At 65.8% G+C, this 25,093-nt stretch carries 27 protein-coding genes and 1 tRNA gene; 17 read left to right on the top strand and 11 right to left on the bottom strand.

Annotated elements, in window-relative coordinates:
- Positions 1-23: 23 nt before the first annotated feature.
- Positions 24-1,199, bottom strand: coding sequence for a BaiN/RdsA family NAD(P)/FAD-dependent oxidoreductase (locus tag L0C21_RS04390; protein WP_259277203.1), 1,176 nt, complete (start codon positions 1,197-1,199; stop codon positions 24-26).
- Positions 1,200-1,499: 300 nt separating this feature from the next.
- Between L0C21_RS04390 and L0C21_RS04385 the strand changes: the two genes are divergently transcribed.
- Together L0C21_RS04385 and L0C21_RS04380 are read left to right on the top strand one after the other, a co-directional pair.
- The gene (locus L0C21_RS04385; RefSeq protein ID WP_259277202.1) at positions 1,500-2,810 is read left to right on the top strand and encodes a TIGR03118 family protein; all 1,311 of its coding nucleotides are present in this window, start codon (positions 1,500-1,502) and stop codon (positions 2,808-2,810) included.
- An 18-nt stretch (positions 2,811-2,828) separates the two neighbouring features.
- Entirely contained in the window at positions 2,829-4,055 is a 1,227-nt protein-coding gene (locus L0C21_RS04380) for a TIGR03118 family protein (RefSeq protein WP_259277201.1), read from the top strand.
- A gap of 62 nt (positions 4,056-4,117) precedes the next feature.
- Here L0C21_RS04380 and L0C21_RS04375 read toward each other — a convergent pair whose 3' ends face one another.
- Positions 4,118-4,354: a WGxxGxxG family protein gene (locus L0C21_RS04375; RefSeq protein ID WP_259277200.1), complete on the bottom strand. Its 237-nt coding sequence runs from the start codon at positions 4,352-4,354 to the stop codon at positions 4,118-4,120.
- Between the two features lie 201 nt (positions 4,355-4,555).
- Here L0C21_RS04375 and L0C21_RS04370 point away from each other — a divergent pair, with 201 nt between their 5' ends.
- Positions 4,556-5,323 (top strand): TerC family protein, encoded by a 768-nt coding sequence (locus tag L0C21_RS04370; RefSeq protein ID WP_259277199.1) that lies wholly within the window; start codon positions 4,556-4,558, stop codon positions 5,321-5,323.
- A 111-nt stretch (positions 5,324-5,434) separates the two neighbouring features.
- Here L0C21_RS04370 and L0C21_RS04365 read toward each other — a convergent pair whose 3' ends face one another.
- The gene (locus L0C21_RS04365; protein ID WP_259277198.1) at positions 5,435-5,920 is read right to left on the bottom strand and encodes a hemerythrin domain-containing protein; all 486 of its coding nucleotides are present in this window, start codon (positions 5,918-5,920) and stop codon (positions 5,435-5,437) included.
- 491 nt (positions 5,921-6,411) lie between these two features.
- Here L0C21_RS04365 and L0C21_RS04360 point away from each other — a divergent pair, with 491 nt between their 5' ends.
- Positions 6,412-6,636: a DUF378 domain-containing protein gene (locus L0C21_RS04360; protein WP_259277197.1), complete on the top strand. Its 225-nt coding sequence runs from the start codon at positions 6,412-6,414 to the stop codon at positions 6,634-6,636.
- A gap of 123 nt (positions 6,637-6,759) precedes the next feature.
- Here the strand turns inward: L0C21_RS04360 and L0C21_RS04355 are convergent, their stop codons facing one another.
- Both L0C21_RS04355 and L0C21_RS04350 read right to left on the bottom strand, forming a co-directional pair.
- Positions 6,760-7,896, bottom strand: coding sequence for an acyl-CoA dehydrogenase family protein (locus L0C21_RS04355; protein ID WP_259277196.1), 1,137 nt, complete (start codon positions 7,894-7,896; stop codon positions 6,760-6,762).
- 36 nt (positions 7,897-7,932) lie between these two features.
- Positions 7,933-9,123 (bottom strand): acyl-CoA dehydrogenase family protein, encoded by a 1,191-nt coding sequence (locus tag L0C21_RS04350; RefSeq protein ID WP_259277195.1) that lies wholly within the window; start codon positions 9,121-9,123, stop codon positions 7,933-7,935.
- Between the two features lie 447 nt (positions 9,124-9,570).
- Here L0C21_RS04350 and L0C21_RS04345 point away from each other — a divergent pair, with 447 nt between their 5' ends.
- Positions 9,571-9,936 (top strand): response regulator transcription factor, encoded by a 366-nt coding sequence (locus L0C21_RS04345; RefSeq protein ID WP_259277194.1) that lies wholly within the window; start codon positions 9,571-9,573, stop codon positions 9,934-9,936.
- Positions 9,937-9,963: 27 nt separating this feature from the next.
- Here the strand turns inward: L0C21_RS04345 and L0C21_RS04340 are convergent, their stop codons facing one another.
- Positions 9,964-10,797, bottom strand: a complete 834-nt coding sequence (locus L0C21_RS04340) for a DUF2243 domain-containing protein (protein WP_259277193.1) — start codon at positions 10,795-10,797, stop codon at positions 9,964-9,966.
- 16 nt (positions 10,798-10,813) lie between these two features.
- On the bottom strand, positions 10,814-11,365 hold the full coding sequence (locus L0C21_RS04335) for a hemerythrin domain-containing protein (RefSeq protein ID WP_259277192.1): 552 nt from the start codon (positions 11,363-11,365) through the stop codon (positions 10,814-10,816).
- A gap of 250 nt (positions 11,366-11,615) precedes the next feature.
- On the opposite strand from L0C21_RS04335, the gene L0C21_RS04330 reads away from it, so the two are divergent.
- On the top strand, positions 11,616-12,146 hold the full coding sequence (locus L0C21_RS04330) for a GNAT family N-acetyltransferase (RefSeq protein ID WP_259277191.1): 531 nt from the start codon (positions 11,616-11,618) through the stop codon (positions 12,144-12,146).
- Positions 12,147-12,395: 249 nt separating this feature from the next.
- Here L0C21_RS04330 and paaZ read toward each other — a convergent pair whose 3' ends face one another.
- Positions 12,396-14,441 carry a phenylacetic acid degradation bifunctional protein PaaZ gene (paaZ, locus tag L0C21_RS04325; protein ID WP_259277190.1) on the bottom strand — a complete coding sequence of 682 codons (2,046 nt, stop codon included), beginning with the start codon at positions 14,439-14,441 and terminating at the stop codon, positions 12,396-12,398.
- Between the two features lie 44 nt (positions 14,442-14,485).
- A complete protein-coding gene (gene paaG, locus L0C21_RS04320) occupies positions 14,486-15,277 on the bottom strand; it encodes a 2-(1,2-epoxy-1,2-dihydrophenyl)acetyl-CoA isomerase PaaG (RefSeq protein WP_259277189.1) in 792 nt (263 codons plus the stop codon).
- 146 nt (positions 15,278-15,423) lie between these two features.
- Between paaG and paaI the strand changes: the two genes are divergently transcribed.
- The 10 genes from paaI (at position 15,424) to L0C21_RS04270 (ending at position 23,516) form a co-directional block, all read left to right on the top strand.
- Positions 15,424-15,897, top strand: a complete 474-nt coding sequence (paaI, locus tag L0C21_RS04315; RefSeq protein WP_259277188.1) for a hydroxyphenylacetyl-CoA thioesterase PaaI — start codon at positions 15,424-15,426, stop codon at positions 15,895-15,897.
- Positions 15,894-17,102: a 3-oxoadipyl-CoA thiolase gene (gene pcaF, locus L0C21_RS04310; RefSeq protein WP_259277187.1), complete on the top strand. Its 1,209-nt coding sequence runs from the start codon at positions 15,894-15,896 to the stop codon at positions 17,100-17,102. The genes paaI and pcaF overlap by 4 nt, the downstream gene beginning before the upstream one ends.
- 65 nt (positions 17,103-17,167) lie before the next feature.
- Positions 17,168-18,481 carry a phenylacetate--CoA ligase PaaK gene (gene paaK, locus L0C21_RS04305; RefSeq protein ID WP_259277186.1) on the top strand — a complete coding sequence of 438 codons (1,314 nt, stop codon included), beginning with the start codon at positions 17,168-17,170 and terminating at the stop codon, positions 18,479-18,481.
- A gap of 253 nt (positions 18,482-18,734) precedes the next feature.
- Positions 18,735-19,736, top strand: coding sequence for a 1,2-phenylacetyl-CoA epoxidase subunit PaaA (paaA, locus tag L0C21_RS04300; RefSeq protein ID WP_259277185.1), 1,002 nt, complete (start codon positions 18,735-18,737; stop codon positions 19,734-19,736).
- 19 nt (positions 19,737-19,755) lie between these two features.
- Positions 19,756-20,040 (top strand): 1,2-phenylacetyl-CoA epoxidase subunit PaaB, encoded by a 285-nt coding sequence (gene paaB, locus L0C21_RS04295; protein ID WP_259277184.1) that lies wholly within the window; start codon positions 19,756-19,758, stop codon positions 20,038-20,040.
- 10 nt (positions 20,041-20,050) lie between these two features.
- The gene (gene paaC, locus L0C21_RS04290) at positions 20,051-20,830 is read left to right on the top strand and encodes a 1,2-phenylacetyl-CoA epoxidase subunit PaaC (protein WP_259277183.1); all 780 of its coding nucleotides are present in this window, start codon (positions 20,051-20,053) and stop codon (positions 20,828-20,830) included.
- Positions 20,830-21,360 (top strand): 1,2-phenylacetyl-CoA epoxidase subunit PaaD, encoded by a 531-nt coding sequence (paaD, locus tag L0C21_RS04285; RefSeq protein WP_259277182.1) that lies wholly within the window; start codon positions 20,830-20,832, stop codon positions 21,358-21,360. The genes paaC and paaD overlap by 1 nt, the downstream gene beginning before the upstream one ends.
- Positions 21,361-21,396: 36 nt before the next feature.
- Positions 21,397-22,458: a 1,2-phenylacetyl-CoA epoxidase subunit PaaE gene (gene paaE / locus L0C21_RS04280; RefSeq protein ID WP_259277181.1), complete on the top strand. Its 1,062-nt coding sequence runs from the start codon at positions 21,397-21,399 to the stop codon at positions 22,456-22,458.
- 98 nt (positions 22,459-22,556) lie between these two features.
- Positions 22,557-23,171, top strand: coding sequence for a TetR/AcrR family transcriptional regulator (locus L0C21_RS04275; RefSeq protein ID WP_259277180.1), 615 nt, complete (start codon positions 22,557-22,559; stop codon positions 23,169-23,171).
- 12 nt (positions 23,172-23,183) lie between these two features.
- The gene (locus L0C21_RS04270; protein WP_259277179.1) at positions 23,184-23,516 is read left to right on the top strand and encodes a hypothetical protein; all 333 of its coding nucleotides are present in this window, start codon (positions 23,184-23,186) and stop codon (positions 23,514-23,516) included.
- Positions 23,517-23,525: 9 nt separating this feature from the next.
- Here the strand turns inward: L0C21_RS04270 and L0C21_RS04265 are convergent, their stop codons facing one another.
- On the bottom strand, positions 23,526-23,810 hold the full coding sequence (locus L0C21_RS04265) for an Lrp/AsnC ligand binding domain-containing protein (protein ID WP_259277178.1): 285 nt from the start codon (positions 23,808-23,810) through the stop codon (positions 23,526-23,528).
- Between the two features lie 621 nt (positions 23,811-24,431).
- Between L0C21_RS04265 and L0C21_RS04260 the strand changes: the two genes are divergently transcribed.
- A tRNA-Gly gene (locus L0C21_RS04260) sits at positions 24,432-24,505 on the top strand.
- 86 nt (positions 24,506-24,591) lie between these two features.
- On the opposite strand, the gene L0C21_RS04255 is transcribed toward L0C21_RS04260, so the two are convergent.
- Positions 24,592-25,092 (bottom strand): GNAT family N-acetyltransferase, encoded by a 501-nt coding sequence (locus L0C21_RS04255; RefSeq protein WP_259277177.1) that lies wholly within the window; start codon positions 25,090-25,092, stop codon positions 24,592-24,594.
- Between the last annotated feature and the right edge of the window lies 1 nt (position 25,093).

Below are 25,093 nucleotides of genomic sequence, written 5' to 3'. Positions count from 1 at the left end.
CCAGTTCCCCCTTACCAAGTTCGCTACAGCGCCTGCCCAGCCACCCAGCCGCTGGCCCACGCCCACTGGAAATTGTAGCCGCCGAGCCAGCCGGTCACGTCCACTGCCTCGCCGATGGCATAGAGGCCCGGCACCGCCTTGGCCTCCATGGTCTTGGATGACAGGCCGCCTGTGTCGATGCCGCCCAGCGTCACCTCCGCCTTGGCGTAGCCTTCGCTGCCTGAGGGGCGGATCTCCCATCCCCTCAGCTGTGCCGCAAGCTTGGCGAGCACCTTGTCCGGCAGATTGGCCATGGGGCCGTGGGGCAGCTGCTGTTCCGCCAGCGCCGTCGCCAACCGGGCGGGCAGAATTTCGCCGAGCACGGTTTTCGGCTCCGCCTTCGGGCGTTCGCGCTTGCGGGCCTTGAGGAATTCCAGTGCGTCCAGGCCCGGCGTAAGATCAAGCGTGATCGCCTGCCCCTCCCGCCAGTAGGACGAGATTTGCAGGATCGCCGGGCCGGAGAGACCCCGGTGGGTGAAGAGGATGTTCTCGCGGAAGGATTGCCGCCCGCAACTGGCGATGGCATCCACCGCCACGCCCGCCAGCTGCTGGCAGAAGGCCAGCAGGTCGGCCTCCACCTTCAGGGGCACCAGCGCGGGCCGCGTCTCCGTCACCTTGAGGCCGAAGCGCTTCGCCACCTGATAGGCAAAACCGGTTGCGCCCATTTTCGGGATCGACGGCCCACCGGTCGCCAGCACGAGGCTGGGGGCATGGAAAGCGCCCCGGTCGGTCTCGATGCGAAATCCCTCGCCGCCCGAAATATCCGTAATCCGGTGGCGCACCCGCACGTCGACGTTACCGGCCGCGCACTCCTCCATCAGCATGGCGACGATTTCCCGCGCCGAGCCGTCGCAGAACAGCTGGCCGAGGGTCTTTTCGTGATAGGCGATGCGGTACTTCTCGACGAGCGCGATGAAATCGCGCGCCGCGTACCGGCTGAGCGCCGACTTGGCGAAATGCGGGTTCTGCGACAGGTAGCGGTCGGCGCCCGCATCGATGTTGGTGAAGTTGCACCGCCCGCCGCCGGAGATGAGGATTTTCGAGCCCACCTTGTCGGCATGGTCCAACAGCAGCACCCGCCGCCCGCGCTGGCCGGCGGTCGCCGCGCACATCAGGCCCGCCGCGCCCGCGCCTAGAATGATAACATCAAACGCTTCCATCGGGCTCCTCTAGCGCATCCGGCCCAAAGAGGCACCGCCAGAATTCCACGGTATCTAGCACCCTCATCATAGGAACTTTGGATGGATCGCCGGGTTTACCCGCCAGCCCGCCCGGCCAAAACCGGGCGGCGCGTCGGTTGCACGCCTTTGCCGCGGCTTTTCGTTGCGAACCGGTTTCCCGTTTTGGCCCCATGGATAAGGGCCCAGCGCCCGCGCCGGGGCCAGGCCGGAGCCAAGGTTGCGTGATGTCGGCGTTGAGGCCTGACACTCCAATTTTTGGCACAACATGGGAGATGCCACATGCTGGCGCAATCAATGCTCGTGCGTCCACGCCACTGGCTTGGGCGCAGTCTCACCGCGTTTCTCCTCGGCGCAGCCGGTCTGACGATCCCGTCCGCCGGAGCCGCGCCACTCTACCAAGTGGAAAGCCTGGTGACTGACGACCAGGACGCGCTCGCGGCGGAAGGCTTCGGCCCCGCCAATACTGTCGACCCCAATCTGGTAAACCCCTGGGGCGTTTCGTTTAACCCTGCGGGCGGGCCCTTCTGGGTCTCGAACCAGGGCACGGGCACCTCGACCCTCTATGACGGCGAGGGCACGCCCTTTCCAACCGGCAGCCCGCTGGTGGTCAACATTCCGCAAAGCGCCATGCAGCCCACCGGCCCCACCGGGCAGGTGTTCAACGGGACCGGCGACTTCGTTCTCAACTCCGGCGGCAAGACCGGTCCGGCCGCCTTCATCTTCGCCAATCTGGACGGCTCCATTTCCGCCTGGAACGGCACGGGCGACCCCACGCAGGCGGTGACGGTGGTGCCAAGCGGCACGACCGGCCCGGCCGCCTATACCGGCCTTGCCACCGGCAGCACCGGCGGGGCCAACTACCTCTATGCCGCCAATGGCGCGACCGGCCAGATCGATGTATTTGACGCCGACTTCAACCCCGTCGCCCTGACGGGCGACTTCGTGGACCCCACCGTTCCGGCCGGGCTCCAGCCGTTCAACATCCAGAACATCGGCGGGCTGCTCTACGTCACCTACGCCATACCGGGGCAGGAGGCGCTGAACGCCGATCTCGGCCTCGGGGCGGTGAGCGTGTTCGCGCCCGACGGCACGTTCATCGAGCAGATCGCCAGCGGCGGGCTGCTCACCTCGCCGTGGGGCATCACCGTCGCGCCCGATGACTTCGGCGAATTTTCCAACGCGCTCTTGGTCGGCAACTTCAACAACGAATACGGCTACATCCTCGCCTACGATTTTGACACCGGCGATCCGCTCGGGGCCATACGGAACCCTGACGGCAGCCTGCTGACCATCCCGGCCCTCTGGGCGCTGATCTTCGGCAACGGCGGCATAGGGGGGCGACCCGGACGACCTCTACTTCGCTGCCGGCCTCACCGACGAACTGCACGGCCTGTTCGGGGAAATCTCGCCGTTCGAGGTGCCCGAACCCGGCGCGGCAGGTCTTCTCCTTGCGGGCCTCGTGCCGCTGGGCCTCTCGCTCCGGCGGCGGCGCACCCGCGCACAGTAAGGCAGCAGGAAAGCGCCGGGCCTGCCGGCGCTTCCGCCTTGCTTGCCGGCCTTTTCATCCGAAGTGCTTCACAAAAAACATAAAAATTCTCGGAGACAATTATGCAGCCACATTCCTTGAGCGCCCGCCTTCGCGCATGGCCCCGGCGCGCCTTCGTCTCGCTCGCCCTCTGCGGGGCGAGCCTTGCTGCGCCAGCAACCATCGCCGCGCCGGTTTATAACCAGATCAACCTTGTCACCGACGACCAGGAGGCTCTTGCCGCCGAAGGCCACGCACCGGCCCGCCATGTGGACCCCAACCTGATCAACCCATGGGGCGTTGCCTACAGCCCCACGGGGCCGTTCTGGGTCGCCAACGCCGGCACCGGCACGTCCACCCTCTACACCGGCAGCGGTGAGCCCTTCCCGGTCGGCAACCCGCTGGTGGTCAACATTCCGCAAAACCCGACGCCCCCGCACGGTCCCACCGGCATCGTGTTCAATGACACGGCCGGCTTCCAGATTCCAAACAACGGCAGCGCCGGCCCGGCCACCTTCATCTTTTCCAATCTCGACGGGTCGCTGTCCGCCTGGAATGGTTCGGGCGATCCCACCCAGGCGGTGCAGGTGGTGCCGCCCGGCGATGCGGGTCGCCCGGCGATCTATCCGGCGCTTGCCATCGGCAGCACGGGCGGGGCCAATTACCTCTATGCGCCCAACAACATCACCGGGCAGATCGATGTGTTCGACGCCAACTTCAACCCCGCCACCCTGCCGGGGAATTTTGTCGACCCCAACGTGCCCGCCGGGCTGGTGCCATTCAACGTGCAGAACATCGACGGGCTGCTTTACGTCACCTACGCCATACCGGGACCGCAGGCGATCAATGCGGATATGGGCATGGGCGCGGTCAGCGTCTTCGCGCCCGACGGCACGTATCTCCAGACCATCAGCACGGGCGGCGGGCTGCTCACCTCGCCGTGGGGCGTGGCCATCGCGCCGGAGGACTTCGGGGAATTCTCCAATGCCCTCCTCGTTGCGAACTTCCACAATGAATACGGCTACATCCTCGCCTACGATCTTGAGACCGGCGAGGAGCTAGGCGCAATGCAGCACGCGGATGGCAGCCTCATCAACATTGCCGGGCTTTGGGCAATTCTGTTCGGCAACGGCGGGCTGGGGGGAGATCCCAACTCTCTCTATTTCGCGGCGGGCCTTCGGGATGAACTGCATGGCCTGTTCGGCGAGATCACGCCCTTCCAGGTGCCCGAGCCCGGCGCGGCGTTTCTGTTGCTGACCGGCCTTGTCCCGCTCGGGGCTTTCCTGCGACGGCGGCGCCAGAGCCTGTAACGTTTTTCAGAGAGAACAAAGGGCAGGAGCGCCGGGCCGGCGGCGCTCCTTCCGGTGCCCGATCAAGCGCTGTTCCGCACGGTGCGGCGCACGCGGCGCATGCCCAGAAGCCCCGCCAGCCCCAGAATGCCAACCCAGCCGTACTCGAAATCCTGATCCGCCGGCAGATCGGTGGGCTCGGCGTTTTCAACATTGCGCGGCACCACGGCCTCATCGATACCGGCAGCGCTCGGCCCTGACAGGATTGCGACCAGCGCCACCGCCCCTGCCAGCGTTGCCCCCGTGTGTCTTAAACGCATGTCACGCTCCCTTCCTCGCCATGGATGCGTCTCGCGCGCCGCGCCAGACCGTACCGGTAACGCATCCAGCCGCGCGCCGGATCCACCCAGGCGGGGCGCTCGTTTCCGGTTCGCTATCGCTTCAGCACGTATCCTCTTCTTTCTGCGCGGGTCTTTGGTACAAACGAGTGTCACGCAACCTCACGAAGGACCCTTCTGGTCATGGAACACCTCGCCGCGATTGCTTCCGATCCCGCAGCCTGGGCAGCGCTCGCGACCCTGATTGCCATGGAGGTCGTGCTCGGCATCGACAACCTGATCTTCATTTCCATCCTGTCCAACAAGCTGCCGGAGCAAAGCCGGGAGAAGGCGCGGCGCATTGGCATCAGCCTGGCGCTGGTCATGCGTCTGGCCCTCCTCAGCACGGTGGCCTTCATCGTGCAGCTCACCCGGCCCATCTTCACGCTGTTCGACCACGGCTTTTCCTGGCGCGACCTCATCCTCATCGCCGGCGGCCTGTTCCTGGTGTGGAAGGCCACCAAGGAAATCCACCATAACGTGGATCCCACGCCCAACGAGGACGTGTTCGATACCAGCAAGGCAAGCATGGGGTTCGCCGCCGCCATCGGGCAGATCCTGATGCTCGACCTGGTGTTCTCCATCGACAGCATCATCACCGCCGTCGGCATGACCGACAACCTGGCCATCATGTTCATCGCCGTCATCGTGGCCGTGGCGGTCATGCTGGTGGCAGCAACGCCGCTGGCCAACTTCATCGCCGCCAACCCCACGGTCGTCATGCTGGCGCTGGGCTTCCTGCTGCTCATCGGCACCACGCTGATCGCCGAAGGCTTCGGCGCGCACGTGCCCAAGGGCTACGTCTATGCCGCCATGGCCTTCTCGGCAGCGGTTGAATCCCTCAATATTCTGGCGCGCCGGGCCAAGCGCCGCCGGGCCAAGGCCAACGAGGATACGGCCTCGGATGCGTAAAGGGATGCAAGGGGGGCAGGGACTACGGGTCCGAGCCACCCCCTTGCCAAGACAAAACGGGCGGCCCTTCGGGGCCGCCCGTTTGGTTTGATGCGCCTTGCGGCACGCGCCTCAGGTGCGCGCCTGCATTCCCGTCTCTGCGGTGGCAGTGCGGCGACGCCCACGGCCGGTGCCGCCCTGCTTCATCAGCTGCTCCCAACGGGCGGATAGGTCCTCGCCGAGGGCTGAGAGGTCGAGATCGGTTTTCTTCACCAGCGGGAAGAGTTCGCGCTCCTCCTCCTTCACATGGTGCTTCACATATTCCTTCAGCACCGTGATCTTGGCCTTGTAGAGGTGCTCGGAAGGGCGCATCCCCTCGATCTCGGCGATCAGCCGCTTGACGGAATCGTGCTCCACCTGGGCCTCGTTCAGAAGGTCGTGGTCGCCCATCTCCGCGCGGGCCGCCGGGTAGAACAGTTCTTCCTCGATCTGGGTGTGTACTGTCAGCGCCTGGGCGATCCGGCGCATGATGCTCGCGCGGGTGCGGCCGTCCTTGGCCTCCTCAAACTGCGAGAACAGCTCATCGACCCGGCGGTGGTCCTGCTTCAGAAACTGCACGGCATCCTGCTGCCCGGCCCGGCCCGACGACCGGCCTGCGGACTTAGCGGCAGCGGCGCCGGACGCTGACGCTCCCCGCCCCCGCGTGGTCGCAGTCGTCTTTGGGGCCGTTTTCGAGGCGGATCTGGAAACAGACCCTGCGCGGGATTCGGCGCGGGATTGGCCGGATCGAGACTGGGATCGCGATTGGCCACGGCGGCTGGAACTGGTGTCGGAGGGCGCCATCTCCGCTTGCTCCATCTGCGGCTGCCCACCCGTCCTTTGCGCGGACGTCTCCTTCCGGCTCCGCGATGTCCGAGCACGAGACTTTCCGCCAGCCTTTCTGGCTCCTGTTGCTGCCATCGTCCACTCCTTGACGTTTCGGCACTGCGCCGTTGTTTCACCAACGGTTTTGGCACAGCGCGGTTCCGCGCGGGGCGGGCCGCAACCCGGCTCGGATTCTGGAACTGTGCACCCCATGCGGCGTTCCCGGTGAACACGTGGAGGTGCCTATGAAGACGCTGAACCTCATCACGCTGATCCTCACGATCATCGGCGGCATCAACTGGGGCCTCATCGCCCTGGCGGATTTCAACCTGGTCTCCGCCCTGTTCGGAACTGACACGACATTGACGAACATCGTCTATGCGCTGGTGGGGCTGTCGGCCCTCTATCAGCTCATTCCGTTCGTGCGGGCCTGGCAGCTTGGAGAAGTACGGGCCGAGAGCGCTCACTGATGAACGGCAACCCCATAACCCTCATGGCGGCCGCGGTTCTGCCGTAACGCCATGAGCAAGAAAACAGGGCGCGACCGGAAAGGCCGCGCCCTGTTGCGTTTGGCGGAAAATGTCCTGGCGCGCTCAGGCGGCCTGCAATGCCTCGTAGCGGCGCAGATGATGGTCCGCCGTGCCGAACAATCCCTCGATCATGGTCGCCCGCTTGAAATAATGGCCGATGGCCAGCTCGTCGGTCATGCCCATGCCGCCGTGAATCTGGATGGCGCTCTGCCCAACGAATTTTGCCGAGCGGCTGATGAACGCCTTGGCGGCGGAGACCGCCCTTGCGCGCTCCGTGGCGGGCGCGCCCAGCATCATAGTCGCCATGTAGCTCATGGAAACCGACTGCTCGAGCGCGATGAACATATCGACCATACGGTGCTGAAGCGCCTGGAACTTGCCGATGGGCGTGCCGAACTGGCGGCGCTCGCGGGCATAGTCCAGCGTGCCTTCGTGCAGCTTCTGCATGCAGCCCACCGCCTCGGCGCACGCCGCGGCGGTCGCCTCGTCGATCACCTGCTCGATGAGCGGCAGCGCCCTGCCCTCCTCGCCCAGCAAACAACCGGTCGGCACCTCGACCGCATCAAAGCGAATTTCCGAAGCGCGCAGGCCATCGACGGTCGGGTAGTCGGTAGTCGTGATGCCTGGTGCATTTTTCTCCACCAGGAAGACGGAAAGCCCCTCCGCCTCCCCCGGCGCGCTAGCAGTGCGGGCAGTGACGATCAGATGCGTCGCCCAGGGCGCGCCGATCACCACCGCCTTGTGGCCGTCCAGCACGTAAGTCTCGCCGCGCCGGCGGGCAGTGGTTGCGACAAAACGGGTGTCGAAGCAGCCCTGCGGCTCGGCATGGGCAAAGGCGATCCGCGCCTCGCCGCTGATGATTTTCGCAACCAAGTCTTTTGCCTGCGGCCAGCCGGAATGTTTCAGGAAGCCGCCGCCGATGACCACCGTGCCGAGGTATGGCTCCACCACCAGCGCCTTGCCGAACTCCTCCATGACGATCATGGTCTCGACCGGCCCGCCGCCGTAGCCGCCAAGGCTCTCGGGAAAGGCTGCGCCCAAGAGCCCCAGTTCCCCGGCGAAGGCCTGCCAGATGTCCGGCCGCCAGCCCTCCGGCGAGGCCACCGCCCGGCGGCGCTGCTCGAAATCATACCTGTCCGCAAGGAAGCGGGAGATTTGCTCCCGCAGCATCGCCTGTTCCTCGGTGAAATTGAAATCCATGCCCTCACTCCCCAGCCTTGCTTCTGACCCCGGCGCTCACAGCCCCAGCACCATCTTGGCGATGATGTTGCGCTGAATTTCATTGGAGCCGCCGTAGATGGAGGTTTTCCGCATGTTGAAATAGGTGGGCGCGGCGCGGTGGGCGTAGTCCGGCCCGATGGGCTGGTTGTCGCCCGCCTCGGGGAAGCCCCGAAAATAGGGCGCGCCGTAGTGGCCCACCGCTTCCAGTGCCAGTTCGGTCAGCCGCTGCTGAATTTCCGTGCCCTTGATCTTGAGGAGGGAGGACTCCGGCCCCGGCCCCTTCCCTGCGCTCTCGGAGGCGAGCACGCGCAGCTCGGTATATTCCAGCGCCATCAGGTCCACCTCCAGCTCGGTGATCTTGCGGGCGAAGAACGGGTCCTCCACCAGCGGCCGCCCGCCGGAGAGTTCCTTGCGGGCAATCGCCTTCAGCTTCTCGATACCCCGCTTGGAGACGGCGACCCCGGCGATATTGGTGCGCTCGTGCGCCAGCAGGAATTTGGCGCAGGTCCAGCCCTTGTTCTCCTCGTAAACGCGGTTCTCGACCGGTACCCGCACGTTCTCGAGGAACACCTCGTTCACCTCGTGCTCGCCGCCGAGCGTGATGATGGGCCGCACGGTAACGCCCGGCGACTTCATGTCGATGAGGAGGAAGCTGATCCCCTCCTGCGGCTTGGCGGCGGGGTCGGTGCGGACGAGGAAGAAGCCCCAGTCCGCGTGCTGGGCAAGCGTGGTCCAGGTCTTCTGGCCGTTGACGATGTAATGGTCGCCCTCCCGCCTTGCCTGGGTACGCAGCGAGGCGAGGTCGGACCCCGCGCCCGGCTCCGAATAGCCCTGGCACCACCAGATATCGCCCGAGAGGGTGGGCGGCAGGAAGCGCTGCTTCTGCTCAGGCGTGCCGAAGGTGTAGATGACCGGCCCCACCATGTTGATGCCGAAGGGAAGGACGCGGATGGTATCGGCCTTCGCGCACTCCTCCGCCCAGATGTAACGCTGCACCGGCGTCCAGCCCGTGCCGCCGTATTCCTTAGGCCAGTTGGGCGCAATCCAGCCCTTCTTCGCCAGCACCCGGTGCCAGGAGAGCACCTCTTCCTTGCTCAGCTCCTCGGTGCTTTCCGCGCCGCGCAGAACCTCCGGGTAGTTCTCCGCAATGAAGGCCCGCACCTCCTGCCGGAAGGCTTCGTCCTCCGGCGAGAATTTCAGATTCATCGATTCGTCCTCCCCATCCGGCCAGTGGGCGCCGGCAGCTGTTCGTTGGGGCCATGTTATCGTTTTTTGAAGAATCGGATAGCGAATCTTTTGGGGGTATCCGGTCGTTTTCCTGTTGTCGGTATGCAACACCGGCCCAGGAACCGACAAAGCGAACAAGCGCCCACCATGCGTCCACGCGCGCCCCTCGCCGCCATCTGAAAGTGTGGAAATCCGCGGCTTTGAAGTCGGTGGGAAGGCACGGGCAGGGCCCGCTTCGGCAGGAGCAGGCGCCGCCAGCTTTCAATTCCGGCTCTTGAGTCTTTTCCTGTCCGTGAACACCATGAAATCAGAACAGGACGGCAAAAGCCGCATCCTGCCACCCGGCCCAGCCGGGCAAGCGCAGGCAAGAACAAGAGCAAACACCAAAGCCATGGGGAGAAACCGCAATGCAGTGTTTGTGGGCTTATGGCGTCTAAGTCGTCGCTCAGCCTGAACCGCTCGCCCGCTCTTGCCGGCGAGTCCGGACTCGCGGGTCTGGCGCCCTTCCTGGCGCCGGGCCTTATCACCAAGCTATCGCCGCGTCTCGTGACGGCAACGGTCAGGCTCGTACCGGAGGCGCCACCGCCCCCGGCGCACGACCTGACGCCGCGCGAACTGGATGTGCTGCGCGGCGTGGCCGGGGGCCATTCCAACAAGGTCATCGCGCGTCAGCTCCTCCTGACGCCCGAAACCGTGAAGTGGCACCTGAAAAACATCATGCGGAAACTGAAGGTGAACAGCCGGCACGCTGCTGTTGCCTGCGCTCGCCAGCACGGCTTTCTGCCGGACTGACGAGCACCGGAACGCGCGCCCACTGGCTCAGGCCGGGGGCCGCGCAAAGGCAAAGCAGCCGGGAGGAGATACGGTGCCGCTGACGAACAGCGCGCCCGCGCGGTAGAGCTGCCAGCCTCCGCGCGCGCCCTCCGGCAAGGCGAACACGGCAACGCCGCCTTGCGCGTCGAGCCAGACCAGGCGGCCATCGGCCTCGGCAATCGCCCGCAGCGCCGCGTCTGAGGCGCCTGCGGGAAACACCGCCGTCACCAGCCCGTCCGGGTTCGGGCGCAGCGCCCACGCGCCCGCCAGCACCACCGCCAAGCCCAGCATGAAGGCTGTGCGCCCGGAAGACTTGCCTTTGGTCGAGACGCCCGGCCCGCTGCCGCCCGCACGGCCCGTCCGCCAGATCGCCGTTCCAGCGGCCAATACGACGAGCCCCAGCAGGAAGAAGGCCATGTCCCAGAACAGAACGGACTCGGCATTCATGCGGATATGGTGCAGGCCCAGCAGCCAGTGGTTGATGACGGCATCCACCACGTGCCACAGGCCAAAGCCGATCAGGAACGCGCCGCCGAACCGTTTGCCGCCGCTCTCCGGCGCGGCGCGACGGCTGCGCCACAGCAGCCACAGGCCAACGAGCGCAATCCCGTACATCACGGCATGGAACAGGCCATCGGCCAGCACCTGCACGCGCAGGCTGCGCCACATGGGCCCGCCGAGACCACTCAGCACGTGATGCCACTGGAGGATCTGGTGGAGCAGGATACCGTCGAAGAACCCGCCCAGCGCGAAGCCAAGCGTGCCTCCAGCCCAGTCCAGCTGACGGGCCGCATCGCTGGCGGGCCCGCCGCCGCCTCCCCACCGGTCCTCCCGCGCCATGGGCGGTTCGCCTCCCCTAGATATTGCTGCCTGAATCGAGCTGGCCCTGGTTCCGCTGCACCGTCATTTGCTGCATCAGCTCCGACCGGCGCGTCGCCAGTTCGCCACCCAGCGCGAACAGGTCAATGTCGGTGTTGCGCGCCTTGGGGAACATCTCCCCCTCTTCTTCCTTGACGTGATGCATCACGCACTGCTGCATCTCCCGAAGCTGCTCGGTACAATCCTGACCCTGAGCCTGGCGCTGCTCGACCTCAGCGATCAGGCGCTTGACCTCGGCGTGCTCGTCGATCGCCTCCTGCACCAATCCCTGCTCGTCCGTCTCGGCGCGGAAGCGGGGGTAGAAAATCTCTTCCTCGATCTGGGTATGAACCTTCAGGGCCATGCAGATCTTCTGGATCAGCTCGGCCTTCTGCTGCTGGTCGCTCAGGGATTCGCAGGCGTGGAACCAACTCTCGACCTGCCGGTGATCCCGCTGCAACAGGTCGGTGGCGTCCGCCACCTTGTCGCCCGTCGCCGCAGCCGTGGTCCGTGTCATGTCTGGCGAGCCGCCAGTTATATGTGTCGGCATGTCTGCCTCCTTTACTTCTTTTCCGCAAAAAGGCGGGACGCCGCCGGCCACCGGCATGCCCGGATTGCCTGCGCTGAAAAGCGGGGAAAGCAGTCGCTACGCACCGTGACCGACATGCGCCACCTGCCTTTTGGGAGCAACCGTCGGCCATGGGCGAAGTTCCAGCATTTCCGCGCCTTCGCGGGCTTGATCCGCAAGCGGAAACAGGCCAGAAAGTTCGCCAAATGTTCTAATTCAGACGGAGAATCCCATGGCATCCGCGCAGCCGGCCGAAATCACGGTTCTTTTGAATGCCGAGGCTATGGCCAACGCGGGCCTCGCCAGCATCACCGCGCTCACCGAAGCCGCCACCAACGCCACCTTCTACCGCGATGACCTGACCCCGGAAGAGATCGCCGCCAACCGGCGCGTCGTTTCCATTTGCGCTCCCACCTGCGAGGCCGCCGCGCAAAACCCGCACCAGCACCTTGCGATCGCCTTCATCGACGGGCAGCCCGGCGGCTACGTCATCGCCACCCGCCACGGCGAGAACGACCTGGAGCTGGACTGGCTGATGGTCCACCCCCGCCACCACGGCAGCGGCCTGTCCGCCCTGCTCATGCGCCTCGGCATCGAATGGCTCGGCCCGGAAAATCCGATGTGGCTCAACGTCCTGCGCCACAACGAACGCGCCATCCATTTTTACCGGAAATTCGGCTTCGAGATCGACCCCACCGTCACCACCCACCACGTGATACCGCACTGGGTGATGCGCCGCCCGGCCGGCCTGCCGCTGGGGTGAGGTTTTTGATTTTTTGAGGGTTGCGGGGGACTTGGTCCCCCGCGCCCCCATTCGTTTATCGGGACGCGCCTGCCATCCGCCGCGCGTCTTCTGGAATTTGAAAAGACTGGGCCGTGCAAGGCACGATCCAATTCTAGAAATCCAGCGGGCACGACGGAAAACCCATGCCCGGCCGGAAAAATGAAAGGGAGGCGCAGGAGGGCCCAAAACCCTCCTGCAAAAATCCAAGCCTTCAGCAAAAAGCGCGTCTCAGCCCTGCGCCGCTTTTGAATCGTTGGAAAAGGCGTTCATGGTGAGAAGGTCGTAGTTGGCGACCGTCTCGCCCAGCTGGTTGGTGATTTGTACATCCCAGCGCACCTCGCCGTACTCCTTGCGCGCGCGCTTGGATTTGACAGTGAGGCGCACCTTGATGGCATCGCCCGGCACCACCGGCTTGAGGAAGCGAAGGTTATCGAGGCCGTAGTTGGCGAGCACTGGCCCCGGCGCGGGCTCGACGAACAGGCCCGCGGCAAAACTGAGCAGCAGGTAGCCATGCGCCACCCGGCCGGGGAAGAACGGGTTGGCGCTCGCGGCTTCCTCGTCCATGTGGGCATAGAAGGTGTCGCCGGTGAACTCGGCGAAGTGCTCGATGTCTTCCATCGTGATGGTGCGGGGGCGTGTGTGCAGGGTTTCGCCCAGTTGCAGCACATCGAACGGGCGGCGGAACGGGTGTTCGCCTGCATTGATTTCCACGCCGCCTCTGATCCACGAGCGGCCCAGCTGGCCAAGGCGCGTGGGCGAGCCCTGGAGCGCGGTGCGCTGCATGTAATGCTTCACGCCGCGCAGGCCACCCATTTCCTCGCTGCCGCCAGCGCGCCCCGGTCCGCCGTGGATCATGTGCGGCAGGGGCGAGCCGTGGCCGGTTGATTCCTTGGCGCAGTCCCGGTCGATGAACACGAGGCGACCGTGGAAGGAGGCGGTGCCGAACAGCAGCTCGTCCGCCACGGCGGGATCGTAGGTGAAGACGGAGGCCACGAGGCTGCCCTCGCCCCGGTTGGCGAGGCGCACGGCGTCCTCCAGCGTGTCGTAGGGCACGATGGTGGCGACGGGCCCGAACGGCTCCACGTCGTGCACGTAGCGCGCCTTCCACGGGTCATCGCAGCGCAGCAGCACTGGCGGCAGAAATGCGCCCGCCTCCTTGTCTGCGCCCACCACCTCGAACGTCTCGGGGTCGCCGAATACCACTTGCGCTTCGGAGCGCAGCAGCTGGATCTTGGTGCGAACATCATCGCGCTGGGCGTGGCTCGCCAGCGCGCCCATGGTGACGCCTTCCGCCTGCGGGTTGCCGACGACGACCTTGGCGAGCCGCGCCCGCAGCGCCTCGGCCACCGCGTCCGCGTGCTGCCTCGGCACGATGGCGCGGCGGATAGCGGTGCACTTCTGGCCCGCCTTGGTGGTCATCTCACGCTGCACTTCCTTGACATAGAGGTCGAACTCCGGCGTGCCCGGCCCAGCGTCCGGCCCCAAGATGGAGGCATTGAGCGAATCCCGCTCCGCGATGAACCGCACCGCGTTCCTGAGGATGTTGGGGTGGGCCTGCAATTTCACCGAGGTCTCCAGCGAGCCGGTGAAGGAGACCACGTCCTGCATGGTCAGGTGGTCGAGCAGGTCGCCGGTCGAGCCGACGATGATCTGCAGCGATCCTTCCGGCAGCAGCCCGGAGCCGATCATCAGCCGCACCAGCTTTTCGGCAAGGTATGCCGTTGCGGTTGCGGGCTTGGTGATAACCGGCACGCCCGCGAGGAACGTGGGCGCGAATTTTTCAAGCAGGCCCCAGCAGGGGAAGTTGAAGGCGTTGATGTGCACAGCCACGCCTTTCAGCGGCGTCAACACGTGCAGGCCTACAAAACTGCCGCCCTTGGAGAGCTGTTCCACGTCACCGTCGATCAGGTGCTTTTCGTTCGGCAGTTCGCGTTGGCCTCGCGAGGCGTAGGCGAACAGGGTGCCAATGCCACCTTCAATGTCGATCCAACCGTCGGTCTTGGTCGCGCCGGTCTTGTACGAGAGGTCGTAAAGCTCGTCCTTGCGTTCCATCAGGTAGGCCGCCAGCCGCTTGAGGATGGCGGCGCGCTCGGTGAACGTCAGCTTCCGCAAGTTGGAGCCGCCCACCGCGCGGGCGTAGCGGGCCATGCCGCCGAAGTTCAGCCCCTCGCTGGAGCACAGGCCCACGGGCGCGCCGTCAACGGCGCTCACCACTTCCGTCAGGCGGCCTTGCGGCTCAACCCAGCGCCCTTCGGCAAAGCTCATCAGCTTCATTGGATAATTCTCCTTCTCTCCCGTTTTTTTCGGGATGATTCGCTTCACGCCCCCGTGAAATTCGGCGCGCGCTTTTCGAGAAAAGCCACCACGCCCTCGCGGTAATCGGCGGAGCGTCCGGCCGCGCGCTGGATGTCGCGCTCAAGGTCCAGCTGCTGGTCGAGCGTGTTGGTGGCCGAGGCGCGGATCGCCTGCTTGATGGCGGCCAGGCCTTGTGTCGGCTGGGTGGCGAAGTGGCGGGCCATCGCCTCCACTTCCGGCACCAAAGCCTCCGGCTCCACCGCCTTCCAGATGAGGCCCCAGCGCTCCGCCGTTTCCGCATCGAGCGGCGTGCCGAGCAGCGACAGGCCCAGCGCCCGCGCCGTGCCGACAAGGCGCGGCAGGATCCACGTGCCGCCCGAGTCCGGCACCAGCCCCAGCTTGCAGAAGGCCTGCACGAACTTGGCCGTTTTGGAGGCAATGACGATATCGCAGGCGAGCGCGATGTTGGCCCCCGCCCCCGCCGCCACGCCGTTGACGGCGCAGAGGACCGGCATCTTCAACCCCGTAATGCGGCGGATGAGCGGGTTGTAATAGTCCTCGAGGCTCGCGCCCAGATCCACCCCCGCGCCGTCCGGCTTCACCGCCCGGTCGTCCAGGTCCTGCCCGGCGCAGAAGGCCCGCCCCGCCCCAGTGAGCACCAGCACCCGCGCGCCGTCCGCCTCCACCCGGTTCAGCGCGTCCTGCACCTCGCCGTGCATGACGACGTTGAAGCTGTTCAGCTTCTCGGGCCGGTTCAGCGTCAGCCGGGCGATGTCGTCCATGCAGTCGTACGAGATGGTGGAATAGGTCGTCACAATTGCCCTCCCCGGTTTGTTGGCCCGGCTTGCGTCTTTGCCTCTGGACAGAGGCTCGTCCTCGATTAATAGTATGGCCGTTCGGATTATTAACGGCAAGGGGCTTTGCGCGGTGAAAATGCCAGAGCCAGCCGGGGAGTTGCAGAGTGCCCGAAACCGAAGCGGACCGGCTGGCGCAGCGCGTCGCGGCAAGAATGTTCAGCGAGGACAAGGCATCGAGAGGCCTGGGCATGACCATCGACGCGGCGGGCGACGGCTGGGCGCGGGTGAGCATGACCGTGCGGGAAGACATGCTGAATGGCCACGGCACCTGCCATGGGGGGTTCATGTTCGTGCTGGCGGATTCGGCCTTCGCCTTCGCCTGCAATTCGGGCAACCAGCGCACCGTGGCGCAGCATTGCAGCATCGCGTTCCTGAAGCCGGTCTCGGCCGGAGACCGGCTCACCGCCGAAGCGCGGCGGCAGGCCGCCAGCGGCCGCTCGGGGGTTTATGATGCCATCCTCACCGATCAGGACGGTGCGGTGGTGGCCACGTTCCGCGGCCTGTCGCGCCGCATCAATGGTGAAATCATCGAGGACGCGTCCGAACCCGCGCCCTCAAGAGGAGCTCTGGTTGAATGACTGACGCCTTCATCTGCGACGGCATCCGCACGCCCATCGGCCGCTTCGGCGGCGCGCTGTCCGCCGTCCGCGCCGACGATCTGGCCGCCATTCCCTTGAAGGCGCTGATGGAGCGCAACTTGGGCGTGGACTGGGCCGCCATTGACGACGTGGTGCTCGGCAGCGCCAATCAGGCGGGGGAGGACAACCGGAACGTCGCGCGCATGGCAACGCTGCTCGCCGGCCTGCCGACAGAAGTGCCCGGCACCACCCTCAACCGCCTGTGCGGCTCCGGCATGGACGCGGCGCTCTATGCCGCGCGCATGGTCCGCTGCGGCGAGGGGCAGATCGCCATCGCGGGCGGCGTCGAGAGCATGAGCCGCGCGCCCTTCGTCATGCCGAAGGCCGATTCGCCCTTCTCCCGCAAGGCGGAGATCTACGACACCACCATCGGCTGGCGCTTCGTCAACCCGCTGATCGAGAAGCAGTACGGCATCGATTCCATGCCTGAGACCGCCGAGAACGTGGCGGAGCAGTTCGGCATCAGCCGCGAGGATCAGGACCGCTTCGCCGTCCGCTCGCAGGAAAAGGCGGTGGCGGCGCAAGGCAACGGCCGCTTGGCTGCCGAGATCGTGCCCGTCACCATTCCCGGCCGCAAGGGCGCGGTGACGGTGGTGGAGCAGGACGAGCACCCCCGCGCGGGCACCACGCTGGAGGCGCTGGCCAAACTCGGCACCCCCTTCCGCAAGGAGGGCGGCACGGTGACGGCGGGCAACGCCTCCGGCGTCAACGACGGCGCGGCGGCCATGCTCATCGCCAGCGAAGAGGCCGCCCGCCTTCACGGCCTGACGCCCCGCGCCCGCATCGTGGCCGGGGCGGTGGCGGGCGTCGAACCGCGCATCATGGGGATGGGCCCCGCGCCTGCCACCCGCAAGGTGCTGGCGCTTGCCGGACTGACGCTCGACCAGATCGACGTGATCGAACTGAACGAGGCCTTCGCCGCGCAGGGGCTCGCCGTGCTGCGCGACCTTGGGCTGGCGGACGACGACCCGCGCGTCAATCCCAACGGCGGGGCCATCGCGCTCGGCCATCCGCTCGGCATGTCGGGCGCGCGCCTGCTCATCACCGCTGCCGAGGAGTTGCAGCGCACGAAGGGGCGCTATGCGCTCTGCACCATGTGCATCGGCGTCGGGCAGGGCATCGCCACCATCATCGAGAGGGTGTGAGGAAATAACCGGGGGCAAAACGGTCGGGGGGCCAAGGGCAACACGTTCATAGGGGTAAGAGGACCATGGCTGACCGCAAAACCGCTGCAGGACTGGACGCCATCGAAACCGCCAGCCAGGACGAACTCTCGGCCCTCCAGCTGGAGCGGTTGAAGTGGACCGTGCGCCATGCCTACCAGAACGTGCCGTTCTACCGGCGGAAGCTGGAGGAAAAGGGCGTCCACCCGGACGACATCAAATCGCTGGAGGACATCCGCCTCCTGCCCTTCACCACCAAGGCGGACCTGCGGGCCAACTATCCCTTCGGCCTGTTTGCCGTGCCGAAAGAAAGGCTCGCCCGCCTTCATGCCTCCAGCGGCACCACCGGCAAGCCGACCGTCGTCGGCTACACGAAGAACGACATCGACACCTGGGCGGGCCTCATCGCCCGCTCCCTCCATGCGGCGGGGGCGCGGCCGGGTGATACGGTGCATGTGGCCTACGGCTATGGCCTGTTCACCGGCGGGCTCGGCGCGCATTACGGCGCGGAAAAGCTCGGCTGCTGCGTCGTCCCCATGTCGGGCGGCGCGACCGAACGCCAAGTGCAGCTGATCCAGGACTTCCAGCCCCGCGTCATCATGGTGACGCCCTCCTACATGCTGGCGATCGCGGACGAATTCCGCCGTCAGGGGCTGGACCCGCGCCAGTCTTCGCTGAAGATCGGCGTGCACGGGGCTGAGCCGTGGACCGAGGCCATGCGCCGCGAGATCGAGGAGACCTTCGGCATCGATGCGGTCGATATCTACGGCCTCTCCGAGGTGATGGGCCCCGGCGTCGCCATGGAATGCGCCGACGCCAAGGACGGCCCGACCATCTGGGAAGACCACTTCTACCCCGAGATCGTCGATCCCGAAACCGGCGAGGTGCTGCCGGAGGGGAGCCTCGGCGAGCTGGTGTTCACCACGCTCACCAAGGAGGCCCTGCCGGTGCTGCGCTACCGCACGCGCGACCTCACCCGCCTGCTGCCGGGCACCTCCCGCACCATGCGCCGGTTCGAGCGCATTTCGGGCCGCTCGGACGACATGATGATCATCCGCGGCGTCAACGTCTTTCCCTCGCAGATCGAGGAGCTGCTGCTCAAGGAGGCGGCGCTTGCGCCCCACTACCGGCTGGAAATCCGCCGCGAGGGGCGGCTCGATTCGCTCACCGTGGTGGTGGAAGCCAAGCCGGGGGTGGAACCTTCCGCCGCCGAGCCCTGCTGCCGCAGCCTTTCGGCGCACATCAAGAAGGTGATCGGCATTTCCTGCGCCGTGCAGGCGCTGCCGTGCGGGGCCATCGAGCGCAGCCAGGGCAAGGCCCGCCGCGTGTTCGATTACCGCAGCCTGTCCGCCGCCAGCTGACGGCGCAGTTTTTCGAGTAGAATGCGAGGGACTCGGTCCCTCGCGCTCCCATTCGCTTTATAGGGCCGCGCCCTTCATCACACGCACGCCCCGATCGAAAAAATGGGAGGTGCAGGAGGGACAAGTCCCTCCTGCTTCTTGCCCTGTTTGCCTCCGCAAAGCGTCTTGCCGGACGCGGTGCGCTTAATTAATTGACCGACCGTTCGGCTTTTTATATTCTGACAGGGAACTGGAAGATCAGGAGACCGGCCCCGTGTACACGACCGAACTCGACAAGAGCGCTAAACCGGCGCAAACCACCGCCCGCCCGGAGGATATGGAGCGTCTGGCCGCGTTCGAGGCGCGGGTGGCGGCCGATGAGTTCATCGAGCCGAAGGACTGGATGCCGGAAGGCTACCGCAAGACGCTGATCCGCCAGATGTCCCAGCACGCCCACTCGGAGATCGTCGGCATGCTGCCGGAGGGCAACTGGATCACCCGCGCGCCAAGCTTGCGCCGCAAGCTGATCCTGCTCGCCAAGGTGCAGGACGAGGCGGGCCACGGCCTTTACCTCTACAGCGCCACGGAAACGCTCGGCGTCTCCCGCAACGAACTGGTGGAAGCCCTGCTCTCGGGCAAGGCGAAATATTCCACCATCTTCAACTACCCGACGCTGACGTGGGCCGACATCGGCGCGATCGGCTGGCTGGTGGACGGCGCGGCGATTATGAACCAGATCCCGCTCCAGCGCTGCTCCTACGGCCCCTATGCCCGCGCCATGGTCCGCATCTGCAAGGAAGAAAGCTTCCACCAGCGTCAGGGCTACGAGATCATGTGCGCGCTGATGAAGGGCACCGAGGCGCAGAAGCGCATGGCGCAGGATGCCCTCAATCGCTGGTGGTGGCCGTCGCTGATGATGTTCGGCCCGCCGGACGACAATTCGCCCAACTCGGCCCAGTCCATGGCGTGGCGCATCAAGCGCAACTCCAACGACGAGCTGCGCCAGAAGTTCGTGGACATCACCGTGCCGCAGGCGGAGGCCATCGGCCTCACCGTGCCCGACCCGGACCTCAGGTGGAACGAGGACAAGCAAGGCTACGACTTCGGTCCCATCGACTGGGAGGAGTTTTACGCCGTGGTGCGGGGCGAAGGCCCGGTGGCGAAGGAGCGCATCGCCGCCCGCCGCAAGGCGTGGGACGAGGGCGCATGGGTGCGCGAGGCCGCCAGCGCCCACGCCGCCAAGGTTGAGGCCCGCCGCCAGGCGGACGCCGCGTAAGATTTGAGGGATACCGACGATGAACAAGGAATGGCCGCTGTGGGAAGTCTTCATCCGCTCGAAGAACGGCCTGTCGCACAAGCACGCGGGCTCGGTTCACGCGGCGGATGCCCAGATGGCGCTTGAGAACGCCCGCGACCTCTACACCCGCCGTCAGGAAGGGGTGAGCCTGTGGGTGGTGCCCTCGGCGCAGATCGTGGCGTCCGACCCCGGCGAGGCCGATGCGCTGTTCGAGCCCGCCAGGGACAAGGTCTACCGCCACCCGACCTTCTACGACATCCCCGCCAACGTGAAGTACATCTGAGGGCGTGTTGATGACGGCTATTGGTAAAGACGACCTGTTCGAATACGCCCTGCGCCTCGGCGATACGTCGCTGGTGCTGGGCCACCGCCTGTCCGAATGGTGTGGCCACGCGCCGGAAATGGAGCTGGACGTGGCGATGAGCAATCTCGGGCTGGACCTGATCGGCCAGAGCCGCCTGTTCCTCACCTATGCGGGGGAGATCGAGGGCCAGATAGCGGGAGGACGGGGCCGGGACGAGGACGCTCTCGCTTATCTCCGCGATGTGCTCGACTACCGCAACTTCCTGCTGGTGGAGCAGCCGAACGGGGACTGGGCGGCGACCATCGCCCGCCAGTTCTATTTTTCCACCTTCCAGCAGCTTTATTTCGAGAAGCTGGCGGCCTCGGCGGACGAGCAGCTGGCCGCCATCGCCCGCAAGGCGCTCCCCGAAATCGCCTACCACGTGCGCTTCGCCTCGGAATGGGTGGTGCGCCTTGGCGACGGCACGGAGGAGAGCAAGCGCCGGATGCAGGAAGGGCTGAACCAGCTTTGGCGCTTCACGGGCGAGATGTTCGAGAGCGACGATGTGGAAGACCGCCTGACGGCCGCAAACATCGCGCCGGACGCCGCGGCGCTGCGCCCGCTGTGGCAGGAGCGCATCGAGCGGGTTCTGAGCGAGGCAACGCTGGATGTCCCTGCCCCGCATCGCCCGGTCGTCGGCGGCCGCAAGGGCCACCACACCGAGCACCTCGGCTACCTCTTGGCCGAGATGCAGTTCCTCCAGCGCGCCTATCCGGGGGCGACGTGGTAATGGCCGCGCACCTTGCCCCTGTCGGCGCGAACGCGGCCGCCATCGAGGCGGCGGTGTGGGAGGTGCTGGCCGGGGTGAACGATCCCGAAATCCCGGTGCTCAGCATCGTTGATCTCGGCATCGTGCGGCGGGTTGAGGCGGGCGAGCCCGTCAAGGTCGTCATCACCCCCACCTACACCGGCTGCCCGGCGACCGAGGTCATCTCGCTGATGATCACCGCCGCGCTGGAACAGGCGGGTTACGCCGATGCCGACATCGTGCAGGAAATCGATCCGCCGTGGACGACGGACTGGATCAGCGAGGACGGCCGCCGCAAGCTGCGGGAATACGGCATCGCCCCGCCCCCGCCGGGCTCCACCTCCAAGCGGGCGCTCATGGGCGAAACCCCCGCCCTCGCCAGTGCAATTGCATGCCCCCGCTGCGGCAGCACGGAGACCGAGCGCCTCAGCCAGTTCAGCTCCACGCCCTGCAAGGCGCTGCATCGCTGCAAGGCGTGCCTGGAGCCGTTTGAAGCCTTCAAGTGCCACTAAGGCGCTGAACAACAAGAAGAATCGGAGTGAACCGCCATGCGTCAGTTCCACCCCTTGCGTGTCGCCGAGGTGAAGCGCGAAACGCCCGAGGCCGTCTCCATCCAGTTTGACGTGCCGCAGGAGCTGGCGCCCGTGTTCCAGTACACACCCGGCCAGCACCTCACGCTGAAGACCGAGATTGGCGGGCAGGAAGTGCGTCGCTCCTACTCCATCTGCTCCGGCGCGCATGAGGGGCTGCTCCGCATCGCCGTTAAAAAGATTCCCGAAGGCGTCTTCTCCGGCCACGCCAACGAGGGGCTCAAGGCGGGAGACGTGATCGAGGTCTACCCGCCGACGGGCCGGTTCTCGGTGGAGATCGACCCCGAGGCCACGCGCTCCTACGTCGCTTTTGCTGCGGGCAGCGGTATCACGCCGGTGCTCTCCATCCTGAAAACCGTGCTTGCCCATGAGCCGAAGAGCCGCTTCCTGCTGGTCTACGGCAACCGCAGCCCCTCCAGCATCATGTTCATGGAGGAACTGGCGGCACTCAAGGACCGCTACATGGGCCGCCTTGAGGTGCTGCACGTCCTGAGCCAGGGCCAGTCTGACATTCCGCTCTTCAACGGCCGCATTGATGCGGAGAAGGTGCAGGCGATCCTGAAGCATCTTATCGATCCCAAGGCGATCGACTACGCCTTCGTTTGCGGCCCCAACGCCATGATCGACACGGTGGAAGCCACGCTCGCGAAAGCGGGCGTCGAGAAGAAGCGCATCCTCACCGAGCGTTTCCTCGCCCCCGACGCCGCCTGCGCCACGCCCGCCGCGCGCCCGGCCATGGCGACGGGCGCGCAGGTCACCGTCATCATCGACGATCAGGCCGTCAGCTTCCCCGACGACGGCACGCGGGCCATTCTCGACGGTGCGCTCGAAGCGGGCGCGCCCGTGCCCTTCGCCTGCAAGGGCGGCGTCTGCTGCACCTGCCGCGCCAAGGTGCTGGAAGGCGAGGTAGAAATGGCGATCAACTACAACCTTGAGGAAGATGAAGTGGCGGCGGGCTACGTGCTCACCTGCCAGTCCTTCCCCAAGACGGAGCGCGTGGTCCTCAGCTTCGATGCCTGAGGCTGATCGCCAATTGCTAATCGATTGCAAATCCGGTGCGGAACAGGCCATAACCCGCAGTTGTTGTGTAACCAGAATGGACGAACAGGCTCGCACCCATGGCCCGCACCCAAGCGCCCGATTACGATGACCGCCGACAGGCCATTGCCGATCGCGCCGCCGAGTTGTTCGCGCGCATGGGCTTCCACCGCGCCTCGATTTCCGATCTGGCCGAGGCGTGCGGCACCTCCAAGTCGGCGCTCTATCACTATTATTCGTCGAAAGAGGCGATCCTGTTCGATATCCTGCGGGACCACACCGAGCTGCTGCTGGAAACCGCCGAGGAGACCGCCGGAGCGGAGGGCGACGCCAGGGAGCGCCTGCGCCGCCTCGCCGAGCGGTTCATGGAAATCTACGTAGACGCCACCTCGAAGCATGTGGTGCTGCTGAACGAGATCGGCTCCCTGCCGGAGGAGCAACGCCGCGAGGTCATCACCCTGCAGAACAAGGTGGTGGATATCTTCCTGTCATTGCTGGTTGAAATCCGGCCGGAGCTCGAAACCCGCACGGCCCTTCGCAAACCCGTCGCCATGATGTTCATGGGCGCGCTCAACTGGACCTACACCTGGTTCCGCGCCGAAGGCCCGATCACTCCCAGCCAGTTCGCCGATCTGGTGGTGGACCTGTTCATCCATGGCCTGCCCGCCCTTCCCCTGCCGGAAGCCAAGCGGTAGGAGACCTCCCCCATGGACCGCCGCGCCCTCGTCACTTCGCTCATCCGCCTCGATGCGCCGCTGGGCAACCTGCGGGATGCGCTCGCCGCCCTGCCGATGGACGCAACCCCCGTCGCCACCCTCACCCGGGCGGATATCGCCGCCATCGTGCAGCGCTTTCAGGCGGGCGAAATTACCGCCGGGGACGTGGAGCTATGGGCCACCCTTGTCGAATGCCGGGAAGACATCGCCTTCGAGGCCCGCTTCGAGCCCGCCATCGCCGATGCGCTCTATGACCTTGCCAACCCGGAAGGCCCGCTGGAAGACCTTGCCGACGATGTGCTGGCCCTGCTCGGTCAGCGGTAACGCTTCCTGTCACTCGACGAAGTCGCCGATATCTTCCCCGAATACGCGGAAGGAGACGAAGGTGTGCGTTTCCTTGATGCCCGGAATACGGTGAAGCTTCGTGAGCACCAGGTCAGACATGGCCTGGAGGTTCGGCAGGATAAATTTGACCAGAAGGTCATACTCGCCTGTGATCGAGTAAACTTCCTGCGCCTCCTCGATCAGATCGACGATCTGCTCACCAACATCGCTGGCACGACCCACCTCGCATTTGATGAGAACGAAGAGGCGACTATAGGCGGGCTGGCTTTCCATGTGTCCTCCTGATGAATAGCGGAACTCAACCAACAATTCGGCCCCCTGTACCATGAGCATGACGGCAGGGCGAGCACAGGCCACTGCGTCCGCAGCGCATCAGGAGGCCTCCGGTTTCCGGCGACGCAACGCACGGAAAACATTCGACCATCCAGACGATACGGCCCCGTACGATTAATATAGCCAGTTCAGGCACTTAGGCCCTATGGTCACGCTTGCCTGCTCGTGAGGCAGGTGTGCGCCACGGCGTGCTTCACACCCCTGGGCTGCTGCTGGGGTCTTTCCCGGCCCAAGCAGCACAAGACCAGCAAGTGGGCATCCCTGCCGCCGCCCACTGCTTCTTCACACCGCGCCGGGCTACGGTGGGTCACACCCGGCACCTTATTCCCCTTGCGACCTCAGTTGCGACAGGCGGACAGTGACAGCCGTGGATTGGCAAATGCAACCCTCCCCGCCATGGATGCTCGTTGGAAGACACTCCGGACGGTCTTACGGGGGTCAAGCAGGCGGTGCAGGAAAGGCCCGGCCCCGGCCCCTTCCCTGCCCCCGCATTTTTAGTTGAAACCACGCTTCGGCCAGATTGACGCCATGCCGCGACTTGCCCTATCTAGGGCGCGGAGCGCGGGTATGATGTAATGGTAGCCTGCCAGCTTCCCAAGCTGGACGCGCGGGTTCGATTCCCGCTACCCGCTCCAACAACGCTCCCCTTTCCCTGAAAAGCCAGAGAGAACCGCCGCCGAGCCCCGCGCCCGAGCCGTTGCCATGCGCCCGCTGCCGCGCCTTACAGCACCCGTGTCATGTAGGCCGCATCCGCATCGTAGCTGACGAGTTTGCGCGCCAACGCCGGGCTGTTCTCCACCACGAAGCCTTGGCCGCGCCAGAAGCCGCCGGAGTTGTTCACCGCCACCAGCGCCATGCGCGCCAGCCCCAACGCGCGGGCGTGTTCCGCCAGCCGCCGCACTGCCGCCTCCCCGGCGCGCAGCCCCCGCGCCTCGGGCAGCAATGCAAGGTCGTGAATGTAGTAAACCTCCGCCCGCTCCGGCAGCGCACCCAGCAAAGTGTTGAGCGGCGGCGCATCGTTCTGCGCCCACGGATGGCTGAGCGCGTAGCCGATCACCTCTTCGCCCCGCCGCAGCACCAGGCACCCAGCAGGATAAAGCGCAAGGCGCTCGGCCATCACCGCCCGGTCCTCCGGGTAGGCAGGGTGCACCACCTCGGCGATGGCGAAGATGGCATCGATGTCTGCCGCCGTCATCGCCGCCCAGCGGGCGGGGCCAACCATG

Source organism: Pedomonas mirosovicensis, from assembly GCF_022569295.1.
Lineage (GTDB): Bacteria > Pseudomonadota > Alphaproteobacteria > Sphingomonadales > Sphingomonadaceae > Pedomonas > Pedomonas mirosovicensis.
Note: the sequence above shows the minus strand (reverse complement) of the source record. Positions and strands in the feature narration are given on the sequence as shown.

Bases quoted from the DNA above. Each gene is read 5' to 3' on its own strand.
- L0C21_RS04390 (WP_259277203.1), bottom strand. From the start codon at position 1,199: ATGGAAGCGTTTGATGTTATCATTCTAGGCGCGGGCGCGGCGGGCCTG.
- L0C21_RS04385 (WP_259277202.1), top strand. From the start codon at position 1,500: ATGCTGGCGCAATCAATGCTCGTGCGTCCACGCCACTGGCTTGGGCGC.
- L0C21_RS04380 (WP_259277201.1), top strand. From the start codon at position 2,829: ATGCAGCCACATTCCTTGAGCGCCCGCCTTCGCGCATGGCCCCGGCGC.
- L0C21_RS04375 (WP_259277200.1), bottom strand. From the start codon at position 4,354: ATGCGTTTAAGACACACGGGGGCAACGCTGGCAGGGGCGGTGGCGCTG.
- L0C21_RS04370 (WP_259277199.1), top strand. From the start codon at position 4,556: ATGGAACACCTCGCCGCGATTGCTTCCGATCCCGCAGCCTGGGCAGCG.
- L0C21_RS04360 (WP_259277197.1), top strand. From the start codon at position 6,412: ATGAAGACGCTGAACCTCATCACGCTGATCCTCACGATCATCGGCGGC.
- L0C21_RS04355 (WP_259277196.1), bottom strand. From the start codon at position 7,896: ATGGATTTCAATTTCACCGAGGAACAGGCGATGCTGCGGGAGCAAATC.
- L0C21_RS04350 (WP_259277195.1), bottom strand. From the start codon at position 9,123: ATGAATCTGAAATTCTCGCCGGAGGACGAAGCCTTCCGGCAGGAGGTG.
- L0C21_RS04345 (WP_259277194.1), top strand. From the start codon at position 9,571: ATGGCGTCTAAGTCGTCGCTCAGCCTGAACCGCTCGCCCGCTCTTGCC.
- L0C21_RS04340 (WP_259277193.1), bottom strand. From the start codon at position 10,797: ATGGCGCGGGAGGACCGGTGGGGAGGCGGCGGCGGGCCCGCCAGCGAT.
- L0C21_RS04335 (WP_259277192.1), bottom strand. From the start codon at position 11,365: ATGCCGACACATATAACTGGCGGCTCGCCAGACATGACACGGACCACG.
- L0C21_RS04330 (WP_259277191.1), top strand. From the start codon at position 11,616: ATGGCATCCGCGCAGCCGGCCGAAATCACGGTTCTTTTGAATGCCGAG.
- paaZ (WP_259277190.1), bottom strand. From the start codon at position 14,441: ATGAAGCTGATGAGCTTTGCCGAAGGGCGCTGGGTTGAGCCGCAAGGC.
- pcaF (WP_259277187.1), top strand. From the start codon at position 15,894: ATGACTGACGCCTTCATCTGCGACGGCATCCGCACGCCCATCGGCCGC.
- paaK (WP_259277186.1), top strand. From the start codon at position 17,168: ATGGCTGACCGCAAAACCGCTGCAGGACTGGACGCCATCGAAACCGCC.
- paaB (WP_259277184.1), top strand. From the start codon at position 19,756: ATGAACAAGGAATGGCCGCTGTGGGAAGTCTTCATCCGCTCGAAGAAC.
- paaC (WP_259277183.1), top strand. From the start codon at position 20,051: ATGACGGCTATTGGTAAAGACGACCTGTTCGAATACGCCCTGCGCCTC.
- paaD (WP_259277182.1), top strand. From the start codon at position 20,830: ATGGCCGCGCACCTTGCCCCTGTCGGCGCGAACGCGGCCGCCATCGAG.
- paaE (WP_259277181.1), top strand. From the start codon at position 21,397: ATGCGTCAGTTCCACCCCTTGCGTGTCGCCGAGGTGAAGCGCGAAACG.
- L0C21_RS04275 (WP_259277180.1), top strand. From the start codon at position 22,557: ATGGCCCGCACCCAAGCGCCCGATTACGATGACCGCCGACAGGCCATT.
- L0C21_RS04270 (WP_259277179.1), top strand. From the start codon at position 23,184: ATGGACCGCCGCGCCCTCGTCACTTCGCTCATCCGCCTCGATGCGCCG.
- L0C21_RS04265 (WP_259277178.1), bottom strand. From the start codon at position 23,810: ATGGAAAGCCAGCCCGCCTATAGTCGCCTCTTCGTTCTCATCAAATGC.
- L0C21_RS04255 (WP_259277177.1), bottom strand. From the start codon at position 25,092: ATGGTTGGCCCCGCCCGCTGGGCGGCGATGACGGCGGCAGACATCGAT.